Origin of the sequence: Aeromonas sp. R7-1 (assembly GCF_040908115.1) — a bacterium.
Lineage (GTDB): Bacteria > Pseudomonadota > Gammaproteobacteria > Enterobacterales > Aeromonadaceae > Aeromonas > Aeromonas caviae.
Genome location: NZ_JBFODD010000050.1, coordinates 53,019 through 72,671, shown reverse-complemented (window position 1 = coordinate 72,671; position 19,653 = coordinate 53,019). Strand labels below are relative to the sequence as shown.

Annotated in this window: 16 protein-coding genes; 2 read left to right on the top strand and 14 right to left on the bottom strand. The window is 62.4% G+C overall.

The annotated features are described in order from the left end of the window. The first annotated feature begins 408 nt into the window (after nt 1–408). The gene (locus tag AB5Y51_RS14025) at nt 409–1,314 is read left to right on the top strand and encodes a LysR family transcriptional regulator (RefSeq protein ID WP_039039436.1); all 906 of its coding nucleotides are present in this window, start codon (nt 409–411) and stop codon (nt 1,312–1,314) included. Nucleotides 1,315–1,420: 106 nt separating this feature from the next. After that, a complete protein-coding gene (locus tag AB5Y51_RS14020) occupies nt 1,421–2,812 on the top strand; it encodes an MATE family efflux transporter (protein WP_368178604.1) in 1,392 nt (463 codons plus the stop codon). Nucleotides 2,813–2,894: 82 nt separating this feature from the next. Here the strand turns inward: AB5Y51_RS14020 and accA are convergent, their stop codons facing one another. From accA to frr, 14 genes are all read right to left on the bottom strand, one after another. Further along, on the bottom strand, nt 2,895–3,845 hold the full coding sequence (gene accA / locus AB5Y51_RS14015; RefSeq protein ID WP_041211295.1) for an acetyl-CoA carboxylase carboxyl transferase subunit alpha: 951 nt from the start codon (nt 3,843–3,845) through the stop codon (nt 2,895–2,897). 16 nt (nt 3,846–3,861) lie between these two features. Beyond that, the gene (gene dnaE, locus AB5Y51_RS14010) at nt 3,862–7,341 is read right to left on the bottom strand and encodes a DNA polymerase III subunit alpha (protein WP_042015569.1); all 3,480 of its coding nucleotides are present in this window, start codon (nt 7,339–7,341) and stop codon (nt 3,862–3,864) included. Nucleotides 7,342–7,394: 53 nt separating this feature from the next. Continuing rightward, on the bottom strand, nt 7,395–7,985 hold the full coding sequence (gene rnhB, locus AB5Y51_RS14005) for a ribonuclease HII (RefSeq protein WP_039039433.1): 591 nt from the start codon (nt 7,983–7,985) through the stop codon (nt 7,395–7,397). Between the two features lie 78 nt (nt 7,986–8,063). Next, nucleotides 8,064–9,203: a lipid-A-disaccharide synthase gene (lpxB, locus tag AB5Y51_RS14000; protein ID WP_039039432.1), complete on the bottom strand. Its 1,140-nt coding sequence runs from the start codon at nt 9,201–9,203 to the stop codon at nt 8,064–8,066. Next, complete coding sequence (gene lpxA, locus AB5Y51_RS13995) at nt 9,196–9,987, bottom strand: acyl-ACP--UDP-N-acetylglucosamine O-acyltransferase (RefSeq protein ID WP_010673415.1); 792 nt, start codon at nt 9,985–9,987, stop codon at nt 9,196–9,198. Before lpxA ends, lpxB begins: the two co-directional genes overlap by 8 nt. A gap of 2 nt (nt 9,988–9,989) precedes the next feature. After that, a complete protein-coding gene (fabZ, locus tag AB5Y51_RS13990; RefSeq protein ID WP_010673414.1) occupies nt 9,990–10,451 on the bottom strand; it encodes a 3-hydroxyacyl-ACP dehydratase FabZ in 462 nt (153 codons plus the stop codon). 24 nt (nt 10,452–10,475) lie between these two features. Then, nucleotides 10,476–11,495: a UDP-3-O-(3-hydroxymyristoyl)glucosamine N-acyltransferase gene (gene lpxD / locus AB5Y51_RS13985; RefSeq protein ID WP_368178603.1), complete on the bottom strand. Its 1,020-nt coding sequence runs from the start codon at nt 11,493–11,495 to the stop codon at nt 10,476–10,478. A gap of 3 nt (nt 11,496–11,498) precedes the next feature. Then, a complete protein-coding gene (locus AB5Y51_RS13980; protein WP_029313943.1) occupies nt 11,499–12,011 on the bottom strand; it encodes an OmpH family outer membrane protein in 513 nt (170 codons plus the stop codon). A gap of 147 nt (nt 12,012–12,158) precedes the next feature. Continuing rightward, a complete protein-coding gene (bamA, locus tag AB5Y51_RS13975; protein ID WP_041214690.1) occupies nt 12,159–14,582 on the bottom strand; it encodes an outer membrane protein assembly factor BamA in 2,424 nt (807 codons plus the stop codon). 34 nt (nt 14,583–14,616) lie between these two features. Continuing rightward, the gene (gene rseP, locus AB5Y51_RS13970) at nt 14,617–15,969 is read right to left on the bottom strand and encodes a sigma E protease regulator RseP (protein WP_324047343.1); all 1,353 of its coding nucleotides are present in this window, start codon (nt 15,967–15,969) and stop codon (nt 14,617–14,619) included. A gap of 76 nt (nt 15,970–16,045) precedes the next feature. Continuing rightward, the gene (gene ispC, locus AB5Y51_RS13965; RefSeq protein WP_104454581.1) at nt 16,046–17,242 is read right to left on the bottom strand and encodes a 1-deoxy-D-xylulose-5-phosphate reductoisomerase; all 1,197 of its coding nucleotides are present in this window, start codon (nt 17,240–17,242) and stop codon (nt 16,046–16,048) included. A 67-nt stretch (nt 17,243–17,309) separates the two neighbouring features. Continuing rightward, entirely contained in the window at nt 17,310–18,167 is an 858-nt protein-coding gene (locus tag AB5Y51_RS13960) for a phosphatidate cytidylyltransferase (RefSeq protein ID WP_039039428.1), read from the bottom strand. Between the two features lie 27 nt (nt 18,168–18,194). After that, nucleotides 18,195–18,971, bottom strand: coding sequence for a polyprenyl diphosphate synthase (gene uppS / locus AB5Y51_RS13955; protein ID WP_039039427.1), 777 nt, complete (start codon nt 18,969–18,971; stop codon nt 18,195–18,197). Nucleotides 18,972–19,043: 72 nt separating this feature from the next. Further along, entirely contained in the window at nt 19,044–19,601 is a 558-nt protein-coding gene (frr, locus tag AB5Y51_RS13950; RefSeq protein ID WP_010673406.1) for a ribosome recycling factor, read from the bottom strand. Nucleotides 19,602–19,653 lie beyond the last annotated feature (52 nt).

The window sequence follows — 19,653 nt, the reverse complement described above, 5'->3', positions numbered from 1 at the left end:
TCCTGTTTGTTCCTCCGCCCCGGCCATCCGGCCGCCACTCCCTGTGGCAACCTGATTGCAACAAACACGGGCGGGGAGTCGTAATACAGAGGGGATCGTGCTCGCTCGTTAACAACGGGATAACGCTCACCTCATCCGATGAGATGACTCTAGTTAAAAGGCCCTATTAATCACAGCATTTTTTTGAATTAATCAACCAAAGTTTGATTGGAATCGCCTTTCCGTCGCTTCAGATCACACTTGAATCGCCATATTGCGATTTTTTTTTAACATATAAACTTTTGGATGTGATCCACCTCACCCTTGAAACGCGCAACAATTTTGTCACAACCCCCTCATTGCCCCCCGATTGTCTCCCGTCGCCCCATGGCGTACCCTTTGTGTCCGCCCCTTTTCTGCGTACCGACCATGACCCTCTCCCGCACCGATCTCGCCGAGCTGGCCGTGTTTGCCGCCGTCGCCCGTCACCGCAGTTTCAGCAAGGCCGCCCTCGAGCTCGGGGTCTCCGCCTCGGCCCTGAGTCATGCCCTCAAAGGGCTGGAGAGTCGCCTGGCCGTCAGGCTGCTCAATCGCAGCACCCGGGCCGTGGTGCCGACCGAGGCAGGCGAACGGCTGCTGGCCCAGGTACTGCCGACCCTGGGGCAACTGGAGGCGGCACTGGCGGAGCTGACGCGCCACGCGGGCGAACCCGTGGGCAGGCTCAGGCTCTGTGCCCCCCGAGCCGCCATCCAGGAAGTGCTGGCCCCAGTGCTCATCGACTATCTGGTGCGCTACCCGCGCATGCAGGTGGAGGTGGAGGAGCTGGAGCTGATGCCCCGCCTCATCGAGGATGGCTACGACGCCGCCCTCTTCTACGGCGACCTGCTGCCCCAGGAGATGATCTCGGTTCCCCTGGGCCCGCAGCAGCGCTATCTGGTGGTGGGCTCCCCCGACTATCTGGCACGGCGTGGCACCCCTCGCCACCCCTCGGATCTGCGCCAGCACGACTGCATCGGCTACCGGCTCACGCCCCATCACCACTATCGCTGGGCCTTTGCCGCCGAGGGGGAACTGCTGGAGATCGAAGTGACGGGCCCGCTCACCACCAGCACGCCTGCGCTCTACCTGGGGGCGGCCGAGGCGGGGCTCGGGCTTGCCTACTGCCATGAAGGGGAGGTGTTCGACGCCTTGGCATCGGGGCGGCTGGTGAGCGTGCTGGATGACTGGAGCCCCAGCTTTGCCGGGTTCAACCTCTTCTATCCGGGCCGGCACCAGCTGGGGCAAGGGCTGCGAGCCCTGATCGACATGCTGAAGGAGTATCACAGGATCCGTTGATTGATGAGCTTTATTCAGCAATTCATCAAATGAAAGCCTGATTATCAATTAATCCATAAGAAACTAGACTGTCTGCTCGATTCCGGCCCTTTTCCCGAGTACAGATATGTCCGCCTACTTCCGCCTGCGTCAACGGGCCATGGCCCGCCGTTTCTGGGGCTATGCCCTCCCCTCCGTCATGGCCATGCTGGTCTCCGGCGCCTACTACCTGGTGGACGGCATCTTCGTCGGCCACTACGTGGGGGCCGCCGGCCTTGCCGGCATCAACCTGGTCTATCCGGTCATCATGGTGCTCATCGGCCTCGCCGCCATGATCGCCATGGGGGCCGCCACCGCCATCTCCTTCCAGCAGGGCGCCAGGAACCTCGCTCTGGCCCGCCAGGCTCTGGTCAGCGCCCTCTGGCTGCTGCTGATCCTGGGCACGGTAGCGCCGCTGCTGCTGCACCACTGGCACACCGATATCCTGCAGGCCCTGGGAATGCCCCCCGGCACCGACACCTGGCAGCAGGCCAGCGACTACCTCACCTGGATTGGCGGTGGCACCCTGCTGCTCGCCAGCAACCTGGCGGTGCCCTACCTGCTTCGCAACGACGGCCGCCCTCGCCTCGCCATGGTACTGGTGAGCGGCGGCGCCCTCCTCAACATCCTGCTCAACTACATCATGGTGGGCCGGCTCGGGCTCGGCCTCACCGGCACGGCCCAGGCCACCCTCCTCTCGGAGGCCATGGTCAGCCTGCTCGGCCTGGGGTACTTCTTCACCCGCCACGCCCGGTTGCGGCTGACCTGGCGCCAGCTGGTGCCCCGCTTCCCGGCCATGCCCGGCCTGCTCTTCACCGGGCTGCCGAGCCTCATCGCCCAGTTCAATCTGGGGCTGCTGTTGCTGCTGCACAACAGCCAGCTGATGGTGCACGGCACGGTCAAGGATCTGGCGGGCTTCACCGTGGCGGGGTACACGGAGGCGGTCTTCATCGTCATCCTGCAGGGACTGGCGTTTGGCATCCAGCCTCTGGTGAGCCAGGCAGCCGGGGCCGGGCGCCATCGCGACCTCCAGTTCCTGATGGCGATGGGTCTCAAGATCACCCTGGTCTATGGCCTGGGGGTCTGGCTGATTGTCCAGCTGCTGCCGCAGCCGGTCGCCATGCTCTACACCGGGGATCAGGACGCAGAGCTGCTCGCCGCCGCCATCAGCAGCCTGACCCTCAACCTCGCTGCCCTGCCCCTGGAGGGAATCGTCATGTTCGGCATCGTGCTGTTGCAGGCCATGGCCCGCACCCGCCAGGCCCTCGTCATCTCCGTGGCCAAGACGGCGCTGCTGCTGCCCCTCATCTTCCTGCTGCCCCTCTGGTGGGGGCGCGACGGGGTCTTGATGGCCCAGCCCGCCACCGTGCTGCTGCTGACGCCCCCCCTGTGCTGGCTGTTGTGGCGGGAGTGGCGGGCCCTGAGCCCTGCCGGAGGGGGTGCTTCCGCCCCCATGCACCGGGCGCTGACCGCCCCCTGAGACCCGCCCCCGGCGTCCCCCCACAAACGTCGCCCATAAAAAAAGTCCCCGCATGCGGGGACTTTTTATTGGAAGCGGCAGATCAGCAGTAGCCGTAACCCAGCAGGCGCTGGTAGCGCTGCTCCAGCAGCTGCTCGCTGTCGAGGGGGCGCAGGGCATCCAGATCCTGCTTGATGCGCGCTTTCAGGTGCTTGGCCATCTTCTCCACGTCGCGGTGGGCACCGCCGAGGGGCTCCTCGACGATGTTGTCGATGAGCTTCAGCTCCTTCAGGCGCTGGGCGGTAATGCCCATGGCATCCGCCGCCACCGAGGCCTTCTCGGCGCTCTTCCAGAGGATGGAGGCGCACCCTTCCGGGGAGATGACGGAGTAGGTGGAGTACTGCAGCATGTTGACCCGATCGCCCACGCCGATGGCGAGAGCGCCGCCGGAGCCGCCTTCACCGATCACGGTGCAGACCACCGGCACGGTCAGGCCGGCCATGACTTTCAGGTTGCGGGCGATGGCTTCGGACTGGCCACGCTCCTCGGCACCGACACCGGGGTAGGCACCCGGGGTGTCGATGAAGGTGATGATCGGCATCTTGAAGCGCTCGGCCATCTCCATCAGGCGCAGGGCCTTGCGGTACCCTTCCGGACGCGGCATGCCGAAGTTGCGCTTGATCTTCTCCTTGGTCTCGCGCCCCTTCTGGTGACCGATGACCATCACTGGCTCGCCGTCGAGACGGGCGATGCCGCCGACGATGGCCTTGTCATCGGCATAGGCGCGATCCCCGGCCAGCTCGTCGAAATCGGTGAAGATCTGCTCGATGTAGTCGAGGGTGTAGGGGCGCTGGGGATGACGTGCCATCTGGGATACCTGCCAGGCACCCAGATCGCCGAAGATCTTCTTGGTCAGCTCTTCGTTTTTCTTCTCCAGCCGGCGAATGTCTTCGCTGAGATCCACGGCACTGTTGTGCTCGCTCACATGGCGCAGTTCATCGATCTGTGCCTGCAACTCGGCGATCGGCTGTTCAAAATCCAGAAAAAGACTCATAGGGACAATAGATCCTCTAATCAAAAACCAATTCAACCCGCTCTCGTCCAAGCAGGACTCGCAAGTCATCTATCAGTTGATCGGTGGGCGTCACCCGCCACTCGGTACCGAGCGTCAATCGCACCCGGGAACCGGGGCGACGATAGTTTACCTGAACCGGACAGACTCCGGCACGGGCGGGCTCCAAAATCTCGCACAAACGCGGGAAAAAGCGCTCGTCAATGCGTTGTTCATCAAGGGAGATGCGGATTGCCCTGGCAAAACGCTCCCTCGCATCGTTGATATCCAGCAACTCGCGGGCCGACATTTTAAGGCCACCGGAGAAGTCATCAAAGCTGACCTGTCCAGAAACCACTAAAATACGGTCTTTTTGCATCAATTCTTCGTATTTTTCCAGCGCTTCACTGAAAAGGGTCACATCCAGACGGCCGGATCTGTCGTCCAGGGTGAAGATCCCCATCTTGTTGCCGCGCTTGGTCACCATGCTGCGCGCCGCGATCACCAACCCCGCCGCCGTGGTCACCGTGTCCCGGGAGGTGGGATGCAGATCGCACAGCCGACCCGAGGTGTAGCGCCGCAGCTCGCTGCTGTACTGGTTGATGGGGTGACCGGTGAGGTAGAGCCCGAGGGTCTCGCGTTCCCCTTCCAGCCACACCTTGTCAGGCCAGTGCGGCACGTTGGCGAACGCCTTCTTGACGTCGTCGATCTCCTCCGTGAGCACGCCGAACATGTCGACCTGCCCCACCGCCTGGGCCTTGGCGTGCTGCTCGGCGGCGCGCATCGCCTCCTCCAGGGTCGCCATCAGGGCGGCGCGGTGGGGGCCGAGCCTGTCCATGGCGCCGGAGAGGATGAGCTTCTCCATCACCCGTTTGTTGAGCTTCTTGATGTCGACCCGGTTGCAGAAATCGAACAGGTCGCGGAATGGACCGTCCCGATCCCGCGCGTCCAGGATCGCCTCGATGGGCCCTTCCCCTACTCCCTTCACCGCGCCGATGCCGTAGACGATGTGGCCGTCCTCGTTGACGCTGAAGCGGTAGCGACCGGTGTTGACGTCCGGCGGGATCACGGTCAGCCCCATGCGCTGACACTCGTCCACCAGGGTCACTATCTTGTCGGTGTTGTCCATGTCCGCGGTCATGACCGCCGCCATGAACTCCGCCGGGAAGTGGGTCTTGAGCCAGAGGGTCTGGTAAGAGACCAGCGCATAGGCAGCGGAGTGGGACTTGTTGAAGCCGTAGCCCGCAAACTTCTCCACCAGATCGAAGATCTTCATCGCCAGTTCGCCGTCGACGCCGTTCTTGACCGCCCCCTCCTCGAAGCCCGCCCGCTGCTTGGCCATCTCTTCGGGTTTTTTCTTGCCCATGGCCCGACGCAGCATGTCCGCGCCACCCAGGGTATACCCCGCCAGGGTCTGGGCGATCTGCATCACCTGCTCCTGGTAGAGGATGATGCCGTAGGTGGGCTCGAGTATGGGTTTGAGGCTCTCGTGCTGCCACTTCTCGTCCGGGTAGGAGATGGCCTCCTTGCCGTGCTTGCGCTCGATGAAGTTGTCCACCATGCCCGACTGGAGCGGGCCCGGACGGAACAGGGCCACCAGCGCGATCATGTCTTCGAAGCAGTCGGGCTGCAGGCGCTTGATGAGGTCCTTCATGCCGCGGGATTCGAGCTGGAACACCGCCGTGGTCTCGAAACGCTGCAAGAGGGCGAACGACTTCTTGTCATCGATGGGGATGGCGGCGATGTCCACCGGCGGCTTGCCCTCTTTGGCAAGACGGGGGTTTATCATGCCAAGGGCCCAGTCGATGATGGTGAGGGTGCGCAGCCCCAGGAAGTCGAACTTCACCAGCCCGGCGTACTCCACGTCGTTCTTGTCGAACTGGGTGACCGGGTGATGCCCCTCGTCGTCGCAATAGAGCGGCGCGAAGTCGGTGATCTTGGTGGGCGCGATCACCACGCCACCGGCGTGCTTGCCGGCGTTGCGCACCACCCCTTCCAGGCGGCGGGCCATGTCGATGAGGTCCTTGACCTCCTCGTCCTGCTCGTAGAGCTCCGGCAACTTGGGCTCGGCTTCGAACGCCTTGGCGAGGGTCATGCCCGGATCCGGCGGAATCAGCTTGGAGATGCGATCCACGAAACCGTAGGCGTGGCCCAGCACCCGGCCCACGTCCCGCACCACCGCCTTGGCCGCCATGCTGCCGAAGGTGATGATCTGGGACACCGCCTCCCGGCCATACATCTCGGAGACGTGATCGATCACCTCGTCGCGCCTGTCCATACAGAAGTCGACGTCGAAGTCGGGCATGGAGACCCGCTCGGGGTTCAGGAAACGTTCGAACAGCAGGTCAAATTCCAGCGGATCGAGATCGGTGATCTTGAGGGCGTAGGCCACCAGCGACCCCGCCCCCGAGCCCCGGCCCGGACCAACGGGGATGCCGTTGTCCTTGGACCACTGGATAAACTCCATCACGATGAGGAAGTAACCCGGGAAGCCCATCTGGTTGATCACTTTGAGCTCGATGTCGAGACGCTCGTCATACTCGGGACGACGCTCGGCCCGCACCGCCGGATCCGGGAACAGGAAGGCCAGCCGCTCCTCCAGCCCTTCCTTCGACTTCATGACCAGGAAGTCCTCGGTGGTCATGTCGCCGGTGGGGAAGTTGGGCAGGAAATACTCGCCAAGGCGCACCGTCACGTTGCAGCGCTTGGCGATCTCCACCGTGTTTTCCAGGGCTTCCGGGATGTCGGCAAACAGCTCCGCCATCTCCTCCTGACTGCGCAGGTACTGCTGGGGGCTGTAGCGGCGCGGTCGGCGCTTGTCCATCAGGGTGTAGCCGTCGTGGATGGCGACCCGGATCTCGTGGGCATCGAAGTCATCGGCAGTGAGGAACACCACCTCGTTGGTGGCCACCACCGGCAGTTCGAACTCGGTGGCAATGGCCACCGCCATGTGCAGGTAGACTTCCTCGTCCGGGCGGCCGGTACGCAGCAGCTCCAGGTAGTAGGCATCCGGGAAGTGGGTCTGGTAGAAGGCGAGGCAATGCTCCACCATCTGGCGGTTGCCCTTGAGCAGGAACTTGCCCACATCCCCCTCGCGCCCGCCGGAGAGGACGATCACCCCCTTGGCATGTTCGCCAAGCCAGGCCTTGTCGATGACGGGCCGCCCCTGCACATGACCGCGCTGATAGCCGCGGGAGATGAGCAGGGTGATGTTCTGGTAGCCGTCGTTGTCCATGGCGAGCAGGGTGAGGCGAAACTGCTCGTCCCCAAGCTCGTCGCTCTGCACCCAGAAATCCGCCCCGACCAGGGGCTTGATCCCCTTGCCGTGGGCAGAGCCGTAGAAGCGCACCAGGCCGCACATGTTCATCTGGTCCGTCAGGGCCAGGGCCGGCATGTTGTTGGCGGCGGCAGCGGAGACGATGGGACCGATCTTCTGCAGGCCGTCGACCATGGAGAAGTCGGAGTGCACCCTCAGGTGGATGAAACGGGGATCAGCCATGGTCACGCCCTCTCATTGCGCAAGCAGAAATCGTTCAGACAGATCGGCATCGGTTATTCGATCCCCAGGGCGCGGCGCACCGGCTTGAAGCTCTGCCGGTATTCGGGCAGCGGACCCCGTTCGGCCAGAATGGCGAGGTGCTCCGCCGTCGGGTAGCCCTTGTGGCGGGCGAAACCGTACTCGGGATGGCGGCTGTCCAGCTCGGTCATCTCGGCGTCCCGGGTCACCTTGGCGAGGATGGAGGCGGCGCTGATGGCGGCCACCAGGCTGTCACCCTTGACCACGGCGCGGGCCTCCATCGGCAATCTGGGGCAGCGGTTGCCGTCGATGAAGACCAGCTCGGGCGTCACCTTGAGCCCCGCCACGGCGCGCTGCATCGCCAGCATGGTGGCGTGCAGGATGTTGAGCTCGTCGATTTCCGCCGGGCTGGCGCGGCCGATGGCATAGGCCAGCGCCTTCTCTTTGATCTCGCCAAACAGGGCAAGGCGCTTCTTCTCGGAGAGCTTCTTGGAATCGGCGAGGCCAAGGATGGGATTGGCAGGATCCAGGATCACCGCGGCGGTGACCACGTCACCCACCAGGGGGCCGCGACCCACCTCGTCCACCCCGGCAATCAGCTTGTCTTCGGGAATATCGATCGTCATCTCATAGCCTTGAATCAAAACCGGCCCCGCAGGGCCAGTATCAGCACAACATCACGCCTGACACACAGGCAGAGCCCACTAGCGTTCCAGCAGCGCGGCAACCGCTTCCGCTGCCTGCACATCCGCATTGCAGCGGATCTTCTCGTGCAACCGGGTGAAGGTGGCGATGAGCTCGCTGTTGTCATGGTCCAGCAGCTTGCTCACCTCTTCCACCAGGTTGGCCGGGGTGCACTCGTGCTGGATGAGCTCGGGCACCAGCATCTTGTCCGCCAGCAGGTTCGGCAGGGAGACATAATCCGTCTTCACCAGCCACTGGGCCAGCAAGTAGCTGAAGGGTTTGAGCTTGTAACCCACCACCATGGGCTTTTTCACCAGCATGGCCTCAAGGGCCGCGGTGCCGGAGGCGAGCATCACCACGTCGGCGGCAATCATGGCCTCGCGGCCCTGGCCGTCCAGCAGCACCATGTCGAGCTCCGGGGCCACCTCGGCCTTGATGGCGAGGAACTGCTCGCGCCGTTTCTGGTTGACCAGAGGCACGATGAAACCGAGATCCGGGTTGTGCACCGTCAGGTGCTTGCACGCCTCGAGGAAGACCGGCGCCATGAAACCCACTTCCGCCGTGCGACTCCCCGGCAGCACCGCCAGCCAGCGACGGGCGGGATCGATGCCGAGGGCCTCGCGCACCGCCCCTTGATCCGGCACCAGCGGAATGTCGTCCGCCATGGTGTGGCCGACGAAGCGACAGGGGGCATCGAAACGGTCGTAGAAGGCTTTCTCGAATGGCAGGAAGGCGAGCACCATGTCGGTGGCGGCCTTGATCTTGTGAATGCGGCCCTGACGCCAGGCCCAGACGGAGGGGCTGACATAGTGGACCGTCTTGATACCGGCGCGGCGCAGTTTCAGCTCCACCCCGATATTGAAATCCGGTGCATCCACACCGACGAAGATGTCGGGGGGATTGGCGATGAAGTGGCGCAGCAGTTCGCGGCGCACCTGGAGGATGCGGGGCAGACGGCCCAGCACCTCGGTGATGCCCATGACGGAGAGCTCCTCCATCTCGAACAGCGCCTTCACACCGAGAGCCTGCATCCGCGGCCCGGCGATCCCTTCGAACTGCGCATCCGGGTAGCGGGCTTGCAGTTCGCGCACCAGCCCTGCGGCCAGGATGTCGCCGGAGGTCTCTCCGGCGACGATGCCGATGCGAATGGGATCAGGCACGGATGATCCCGCGCTCGTTGTCCTTGAGGAAATCCACATAGAGCTGGATGGCAGGTTCGCTCTGGGCCATCTCGCTCAGCACGGGCAACACCTCTTCAATGGTCTTGCCGGAGCGGAAGATCTCCTTGTAGGCGCGCTTGACGGCAGAGATCGCCTCGGCGCTGAAGCCACGACGACGCAGGCCTTCGGAGTTGACCCCGAACGGCTTGGCGTAGTTGCCGGCGGCCATCACGTAGGGCGGCACGTCCTTGTTCAGGGCAGCGCAGCCGCCGACGAAGGCGTGGGAGCCGACGCGGCCGAACTGGTGAATGGCAGACAGACCGCCGAAGATCACGAAGTCACCGATGTGCACATGGCCCGCCAGGGTGGCGTTGTTGGCGAAGATGCAGTTGTCACCGATGATGCAGTCGTGGGCCACGTGAACGTTGACCATGAACAGGTTGCCGCTACCCACCTTGGTCAGGCTCTGGTCCTGAGTGGTGCCGCGGTGCACGGTGCAGTTCTCGCGAAACACGTTGTTGTCGCCGATCTCGAGGAAGGTGCGCTCGCCGGCGTACTTCTTGTCCTGGCAATCCTCACCGATGGAGGTGTGCTGGAAGATCTTGTTGCCGCGACCGATCTTGGTCGGGCCCTTGATCACCACGTGGGAGCTCACCCAGGTGTTGTCACCGATTTCCACCTCGGCGCCGATGACGGTGAAGGGGCCGATTTCAACCCCTTTGCCGATGACGGCAGACTCATGGACGATGGCGGTGTCGTGGATGATGGCAGTCTGATCGATCACGGTTATACCTCGCGCTTGGCGCACATCAGTTCGGCAGTACAGACCACTTCACCGTCGACGGTGGCGACACCGGTGAACTTGGCGATGCCGCGACGCTCCTTCAGGAACTCCACATCCAGCACCAGCTGATCGCCGGGGCCCACCGGGCGCTTGAAGCGGGCATTGTCGATGGAGGCAAAGTAATAAAGCTCGTTGGGGGACGGCTTGCCCACCATGGTGAAGGCCAGGATACCGGTGGCCTGGGCCATGGCTTCCAGGATCAGCACGCCGGGGAAGACCGGCTTGGCCGGGAAGTGGCCCTGGAAGATCGGCTCGTTGAACGAGACGTTCTTGATGGCGCGCAGGGTCTTGCGCTCATCGCTGATCTCGTAGTTTTCCACCTTGTCCACCATCAGGAACGGATAACGGTGGGGCAGCAGATCCATGATTTCCTGGATGCCCAGGCTCTTCTTTTCAGTAGTCAAAACAGTACCCTATACCAATCGTGATTATTCTTGATCCAGCTTTTTCTCAAGCTTGCTCAACCGCTTGTGCATCTCTTCGATACGCATCACCCGGGCGGCGGTCTTGCGCCACTCTTTATTGGTTTGCAGGGGGATGCCGGAAGAGTAGATACCGGGCTCGGTGATGGGACGCATCACCATGGCCATGCCGGTGACGGTGGCCTGGTCGCAGATCTCCATGTGCCCGTTAAAGACGGAGGCACCACCAATGATACAGTATTTGCCGACCTTGAGACTACCGGCCATCACGGTGGAGCCCGCCACGGCAGTGCCGTAGCCGATCTCGACGTTGTGGGCGATCTGGCACTGGTTGTCGATGATGACGTTGTCAGCGATGCGGGTATCTTCCAGCGCACCGCGGTCGATGGTGGTGCAGGCACCGATCTCGACCCGGTTGCCGATGGTCACGCCACCGAGCTGGGGGATCTTGATCCACTCGCCACGCTCGTTGGCATAACCGAAACCGTCTGCCCCGATCACGGTGCCGGCCTGTACCAGACAGTCCGTGCCCAGGGTCACGTTGTGATAGAGGGTAACGTTGGCCCACAACCGGGAGCGCGCTCCCAGTCGGGTATCCTTGCCAACGAAACAGCCCGGGCCGATACGCACATCGTCACCCAGCACGACGCCGGATTCGATCACCGCATTGGCCCCGATGGCCACTCTCTCGCCCAGTTGCACGTCCGCCGCGATGACGGCGCTCGGATGGATATCCATGGCCGGCTGCGGGGTGGTGTCCAGCAGTTGGGCAACCCGTGCAAAGCCCACGTAGGGGTCCTTGAGCACCAGGGCGTTGGTGGGGCAAAACGGCAGGTCTGCCTCGGTGATGAGCACGGCAGTGGCCTTGCTCTGCTCCAGAAAATGCCGGTACTTCTTGTTGGACAGGAAGGCTATCTCCCCCTCCCCGGCGTTTTCCAGTGTCGCGACCTTGCGAATTTCCCGGGTCCCATCCCCATGGACCTCGGCCCCCAGTTGCTGGGCCAGCTGTGCGAGAGTGAATGCCATCAATTAGTTGCTCTTGCTAACCTGAGAAATAACCTGGCCGGAGATGTCCAGCTTGCTGGCTGCATAAGGGGCGGCGTTGCGCTCCAGCACCAGATCGTAGCCATTGCTCTTGGCGATGGCGTCGATAGCAGCCTGCACCTTGGTCAGGATCTTGTTGCGCTCTTCGGACTGACGGCGACCGTTGTCCTGTTCAAACGCCTGACGCTTCTGGTTGAATTCCATCTGCAGCTTGGCCAGCTTCTCCTGGCTCTGCTTCTTCTGCTCGGCGCTCATGAAGGCTTCGTCCTTCTTGAACTTCTCGACCAGTGCCTGACCGTCGGACTCCAGCTTCTGCAGTTCACGCATGCGCGGCTCGAACTCGCCCTTCAGCTTCTTGGCAACGGCTTCACGCTGGGGCAGCTTTTGGAAGACTTCGCCCATGTCGACCACGGCAATCTTGGTCTCAGCGAAGGCAGAACCCATGCCGGCAGCCATCAGTGCAAAGCTCAAACCAGCTACTTTCAACGCTTTATTCACACTTACTCCTTGGTCCCTCGGTCGAGGGCTACCTGATTTACCTGATTGTGCAAGCGATCCACGAGATCGTCTTGTTACCTGGTGAGGCACGCAAACGCGCGACCCATCATGCTTCCCCCCGCCATGGCGGGGGGGCGTCCGCTCCCCTTAGAAGGTACGGCCGATGTTGAAGGAGAAGACTTCGGTGTCGTCCCCTTCGTATTTCTTGATTGGTCTTGCCAGCACGAACACCAGCGGGCCCATGGGAGAGAGCCACTGCAGCGACAGGCCGGTCGACATCCGGATGTTGCTCGGGTCGGAGTAGTCCATCAGATAGTTGCAACCACTGAAGCAACGGTTCTGATACTGGCTGTAGTCGAAGTGGGTATCCCACACGGAACCGGCGTCGATGAAGAAGCTGGTCCGCAGCTGGGGCTGATAGGTCTCGGAGGCAAAGGGCGTCGGCACGATCATTTCCAGCGAGGCCACCGCCAGGGCGTTGCCCCCGACCGAGCTGTCAGTGCCCTGGATCACGTCGTTGCCGCCCAGGTTGTAGTAGTAGAGCGCCTTCGGACCCACGGTGTTGCTCTTGAAGCCACGCAGGGTGTCGAAGCCACCGGCGTAGTAGTTCTCGAAGAACGGCAGGACGTGCTCGTAGTCGCCATTGCTGCCATAGCCGTCGCCGTAGGAGGCACGGGCCTTGGCCAGCATGACCCACTTGTGGTCGGCATCAAACGGGAAGTAGTGGGCATCTTCGGCGTTGAGCTTGAAGTACTGCAGATCCATGCCGGGCACCGTCACCTTGGCGTTCACCCGCTGGCGGTCACCCGCGGTCGGGAACTGACCCTTGTTGAGGGTGGAGCGGGTCCAGCCGGCGGTGACGTCCACGGTGTTGAACACCATGCGGTTGTCGCCATCCAGATTGCCGCTGTAGACCTTCCAGAACTCGTCCACCTGTACATAGGGGTTGGGCTGGGAGAGTTTGTTGTTCTCGTAGCCCAGGCTGAAGTCGAGACGGTTGTTCTCGTTGACCGGGAAGCCGCTGGAGAGACGGAAACCGACGGTGGTGTTCTCGTAGTCCACGATGTTGGCGTCGGCCGCACTGAACTTGTTGTAGTAGAGACGGCCGCCCAGGCTCACCCCGTCCACGGTGAAGTAGGGGTCGTTATAGCTCAGGTCGACGCTCTTGGAGTAGTCGTTGGTGCTGGCGTTGATGCCGATCTTCTTGCCGGTCCCCATGAAGTTGTCCTGCTGCAGACCCGCCTGCAGGCTCAGACCCGACTCGGTGCCGTAGCCGATACCGGCGTTGATGGACCCCGCCGGCTGCTCCTTGACCTTGAAGTCCAGATCGACCTGGTCATCGCTGCCCGGCACCCGCTTGGTGTCCACTTCCGCGGTCTCGAAGAAGCCGAGGCGGTTGAGACGGGTCTTGGACTGCTCGACGTTGTCGGAGGAGAGCCAGGTGCCCTCCATCTGGCGCATCTCGCGACGCAGCACTTCGTCCTTGGTGGTGACGTTGCCGCTGAAGTTGATGTTGCGCACATAGACCCGGGGACCCGGCTCCACGTTGACGATGAGCTCCACTTCCTTGGTCTGGTCGTTGATCTGGGGGAAGGTGACCACTTTCGGATAGGCGTAGCCGTAACGGCCGAGGAACTTGGAGAGCACCTCTTCGGTATGGGTTACCTGGCTGGCGGAGTAGACGCTGCCCGCCTCGATGGGGATGAGGCCCTTCATCTCGCCGCCGCGGTCGATGAGGTCACCCTTGAGCTGGATACCGGAAACCTTGTACTGCTCCCCTTCCTTGACGTTGAGGGTGACATAGACCCCTTTCTTGTCCGGGGTCATGGAGACCTGGGTGGACTCCTGGGTGAAGCGGATGTAGCCGCGGTCCATGTAATAGGAGCGCAGCACTTCGATGTCACCGGCCAGCTTCTGCTTCTGGTAGCGCTGATCGCCGGTGAAGTTCCACCAGGGCACGTCGTCCTTGAGGGAGAGCTGGGCCAGCAGCTTCTCTTCCGGGAAGACGTTGTTGCCGACGATGTTGATCTGCTGGATCTTGGCCGCTTCCCCTTCCACGAAGGTGAACTTGAGGTCGACCCGGTTGCGCGGCAGCGGGGTGACGATGGCCTTGACCTTGGCGGAGTACTTGCCCACGCCGTAGTAGAAATCTTCCAGCCCTTTCTCGAGGGAGCTCAGCACGGTGCGATCCAGCGGATCACCCACGCGGATCCCGGAGGATTCCAGGCTCTGGGTCAGTTGCTCTTCCTTGATGTCCTTGTTGCCGGAGAACTCGATGCTGGAGATGGTCGGGCGCTCCTTGACCACCACTTGCAGCACCTGACCGTCGCGATAGACCTTGACGTCCTCGAAGTTGCCGGAGGCATAGAGCTTCTTGATGGCGTTCGCCAGGGATACGGAGTCAACGGAATCACCGACCCGCACCGGCAGATTCAACAGGGCGGCACCCAGGGTCACCCGCTGCAGGCCCTCGACCTGAATGTCTTGCACCACAAAAGAGGCCGGGGCAGCCTGAGCCAGGAAGCTGGCCCCCAGCAGGCAACTCAACACCAATGCTTTTTTAACAGCCATTTTGTTCTTATGTGTCCTTGTTGATGCTCTGGCCTCAGAGGCGAGCGAAATCATTAAACAGCGCAATGCCCATCAGTAACATCAGAATGGCGGCGCCTATCCTGAACCCAACTTCCTGAATTTTTTCCGATACCGGCTTGCCGGTGATCGCCTCGATGAGGAAATAGACCAGATGGCCACCATCGAGCACCGGCAGGGGGAACAGGTTGATGATCCCCAGGTTGACGCTGATGAGCGCCAGGAATCCGAGGAAATAGACCAACCCGTAATCGGCGCTGCTGCCGGCCCCCTTGGCGATGGAGATGGGGCCGCTCAGGTTGTCCAAAGAGACGATGCCACCGATCAGCTTGCCTATCATGTCGAAGGTCAGGGTGATCAGGCTCCAGGTCTTCTGGACCCCATGCCACAGGGCTTGCAAAGGCCCATACTGTAACAGAGTTCGATACTCATCCGGTAATGGAACCAGTTGCGGCGACAAGCCCACAAAACCGACCAGCTGGCCCTTCACTTTCTTCCCGTCCGGGGTCAGGGTCAGGGTCATCTCGCTGCCCCCGCGCTCCACCGTCACCTGCAACGGCTGCGCCGGTGACTGCTGGACACGCTCGACAAACTGGGCCCATTCGGTGATGGCATCTCCATCGACTCCCTTGATGCGATCCCCTATCTGAAGGCCGGCCTTCTCGCTGGCGCTCGACGGCACCACGGCCTCCACCACGGGCAGCACCTTGCCACCGAGGGGCACTATCCCGAGGCTCCCGATGGGTGACTCTTTGTCGGGGTCAAACTTCCAGCCTGCCAGCTGCAGGGTCTTGTCCACTGCATAGCTGGTGTTGGCCGCCTTGAGCTTGAGCTGGACCGAGTCATCGCCAAGGTGGCTGATGAGGGCGTAGGTGACGCTCTCCCAGTCACCGGTCTCCTCGCCGCCGACGCCGACGATCTCCATGCCTGGCAGGATGCCGGCCTCTGCCACGATGGAGGCAGGACGCACCTCGCCCACCACGGGTTTGACGCTCGGTACCCCTATCATGAACATCAGCCAGAAGGCGAACAGGGCGAACACGAAGTTTGCCATGGGGCCGGCCGCGACGATGGCCATCCGGGCCCAGACGCTCTTGTGGTTGAAGGCCTGCGCCTCCTCCCCCGGCTTGAGTTCGTCGACCCGGCCATCCAGCATCTTGACGTAGCCGCCAAGGGGGATCAGGGCCAGCACGTATTCGGTGCCATCCTTGCCAAGGCGACGCCAGATGGCCTTGCCAAAGCCGATGGAGAAGCGCTCCACCTTGACGCCGCAACGACGAGCCACCCAGAAGTGGCCAAATTCATGCACCGCCACCAGCAGCCCGAGGGCCACGATGAAGGCGCCGATATTCCACAGAAGCCCGCCCATCAGCCGCGTACCTCGCGGTCATGTCCAGTCCTGCGCTCGAGAGCATGGAGAGGGGCTGGCTGCCACCACAGTCCGTTCATACGGCAAGCTCCTTTATCAGTTGCTGGGCACGGGCTCGGGCCGTACCGTCCAGGGCGATGAGATCCGCCAGAGAGCCGGCAGCACTGCTGCCCAGCTCGGCCATGACGGATTCGTTGACTCTGGCAATATCCATAAATCCGATCCGCTCTGCAAGAAAAGCCGCGACGGCCTCCTCGTTGGCGGCATTGAGGGAGGTGGTCGCCCCCTGCCCCTGCTGGCACGCCCTCATGGCCAGCGCCAGACAGGGATAGCGCTCATAGTCGGGCCGGATAAAGCTGAACTCTCCGACACTGAAGAAATCCAAAGGTTCCACACCGGACTCGATCCGTTCCGGATAGGCCAGAGCGTGGGCAATGGGAGTACACATGTCCGGGTTGCCGAGCTGGGCCAGCACGGAGCCATCCTTGTACTGCACCATGGAGTGAATGACGGACTGGGGGTGGATCACCACCTGGATCTGCTCGGGGGCCGCATTGAACAGCCAGCGCGCCTCGATGTACTCCAGCCCCTTGTTCATCATGGTGGCGGAGTCCACCGAGATCTTGGCCCCCATGGACCAGTTGGGATGGGCAATGGCTTGCGCCGGGGTCACATGGTGCAGTTCACCCACATCGGCATAGCGGAAAGGTCCGCCGGAGCCGGTCAGCAGGATCTTGCTGATCCCCGCCCCGGCCAGATCGCAGAAACCGGGCTGGCGCTGCACGTCGACCGGCAGGCACTGGAAGATGGCGTTGTGTTCGCTGTCGATGGGCAGCAGCTCGGCACCGTGCTCGCGCACCGCCTCCATGAAGAAGGCTCCGGACATCACCAGCGCCTCCTTGTTGGCCAGCAGAATGCGCTTGCCGGCGCGCACGGCAGCCATGGTGGGTGCCAGACCCGCCGCACCGACAATGGCCGCCATCACGCTGTGGGCATCGGGGTGAGCAGCCACGTCGCACAGGGCTGCCTGACCGGACAACACCCGGGTGGTGCTGCCGTGGGCCTTGAGCCGACCCGCCAGCTCGCTGGCGGCGCCTTCGTCCACCATGACGGCGAACCGGGGGGAGAATTCGAGACAGTCGCGCAGCATGGCGTCCACGCTGCGGGCAGCGGTCAGCGCCAGCACCTGCCAGCGCCCGGGGTTGTGGCGCAGTACCTTGAGGGTGCTCTGACCGATGGAGCCTGACGCTCCCAGGATCACCAGGTTTTGCATCAAGACTCCTGATTGGGTAACAGACTGATGGAGCGGGACGCTCCCGGGATCATCAGTGCGCGAAACATCAAAACTCCGGACCGAGCAACAGGTAGCTGAGCAGGAAGACGGGCAGCGCCGCCGTCAGGCTGTCGATGCGATCGAGAATGCCCCCATGGCCCGGCAACAGGGTGCCGGAATCCTTGATGCCGGCTTCCCGCTTGAACATGCTCTCGGCCAGATCGCCAAGCACGGAGGCCAGCACCGCCAGCAGGGAACAGAGCAGCACGGTGCCCATCTTGGCAGGCACGAAGCCCATGAACCAGGTCACGCCGATGGCCAGCAGGCTGGCGGTAAACAGCCCACCCAGCATACCTTCGATGGTTTTACCCGGGCTCACGGCCGGTGCCAGCTTGTGTTTGCCGAACGCCTTGCCGAAAAAATACGCGCCAGAATCTGCCGCCCAGACCAGTCCCATCACGAACAGCAGGATCCAGGCCCCCATCATGGGGTCGTGGTAGAAGTTGTAGCCGCGAATGGCCACCAGGGACCAGAAGAAGGGAACCAGGGTCACCAGACCGAACAGGGATTTGAGCCAGATGGATTCACGCCACAGCCTGGCGCTTTGCGGGTAGCGCAGCACCAGCAGCAGCCCCAGCAGCCACCAGCTGACGGCAGTCCAGAGCACGCCCATCACCAGCGGATGCAGTTGGGGGATCCAGAGTTGCTCCACGGGCACCCAGAACAGGCTGGCCCCCAGCAGCAGACAGAACACCAGCGGCAACCACTGTTGCGGCTGGGCAGTGACGAAGGCACTCCACTCACGGCTGGCCAGCAGAAAGACCAGGGCGGCGAGCAGGGCAAAGAATTTCAACGGCAGAAAAAACAGCGCCCCCAACACCAGGGGTACTAACAGTAATGCGGTAATAATTCGTTGTTTTAGCAAAAGAAACCTCTCTCTTGGGAGCGGGGTTTAGCCGGTCTGTTGCGCGGCGATCAATTCCCGGATCTGTTCACCCGTACACCCGAAGCGACGCTCGCGAGCAACGAAGGAGGCAACTGCCCCACTGAACTCGGCCTCGTCAAAATCGGGCCACAGGACCGGGGTAAAATAGAGTTCGGCATAGGCGAGCTGCCACAGGACAAAGTTGCTGATGCGATGATCCCCGCCGGTGCGGATCAACAGATCCACGGGGGGCAGATCAGCCATGCAGACATGACGACCCAATGCCGCCTCATCGACCGCCTCGGCATCCAGTTCACCCGCCGCCACGGCCCGTGCCAGGGTCCGGGCCGCCTGGGCGATGTCCCACTGACCGCCATAGTTGGCGGCGATATTGAGGGTCAATCCCTGATTGTTGGCGGTCAGGGCCTCGGCCTTGGCGATCTTGGCCTGCAGCCGCTCGCTGAAGCGGGCAGTGTCGCCAATCACCCGAAGGCGAATGCCGTTGCTGTGCAACTTGCTCACCTCGCGACCCAGCACCGTCATGAACAACTCCATCAGGGCGTTTACTTCCCCTTCCGGACGGCGCCAGTTCTCGCTGGAAAACGCAAACAGGGTCAGCGCCTCCATCTTGGCACGGGCGGCAAAGGCCACGGCCTCACGCACGGATTTCACGCCCGCCTTGTGCCCGGAAACCCGCATCTTGCCGCGGTTCTGGGCCCAGCGACCATTGCCATCCATGATGATGGCGACGTGACGGGGCAAGGACGAGCTGGCGCTATCGCCTAGCGCTGCCAAAAGCGACATTCATTTCTCCCACAAAGACAAAAGCGCCGTGCAGGGGCACTACACGGCGCTCGTAATATACCTGTCGGAGGCTTAGATTTCCATTAGCTCCTTTTCCTTCACAACCAGGGCGTCATCCACCAGCTTGATGAAGGTATCGGTCAGCTTCTGGATCTCTTCCTGGGCGCGACGGTCGTCGTCTTCGGAGATCTCTTTCTCTTTCAGCAGGGCTTTCAGATCGGCGTTGGCATCGCGACGGATGTTGCGAATGGCAACCCGGGCACCTTCGGCTTCGGCACGGACGATCTTGGTCAGATCACGGCGACGCTCTTCGGTCAGCGGCGGCAGCGGCACGCGCAGAGTCTGGCCGTTGCTGGACGGATTCAGGCCCAGATCGGAGGTCAGGATGGCTTTTTCCACCGCCTGGATCATGGAGCGATCGAAGATGGAGATGGAGAGAGTACGGGCATCTTCTGCCACCACGTTGGCCAACTGCTTCAGAGGAGTGGCAGCACCGTAATACTCCACCTGGATGCCGTCGAGCAGGCTCGGGTGAGCACGGCCGGTACGGATCTTGGACATCTGGGTCTTCAGCGACTCTACGCTTTTGCCCATGCGGTCCTTGGCGTCGTTTTTAATCTCGTTGATCACAGTGGTTTTCCTTTTGGCGAACGAGCCGACAGGCGGCTCGTATCTATCTTGT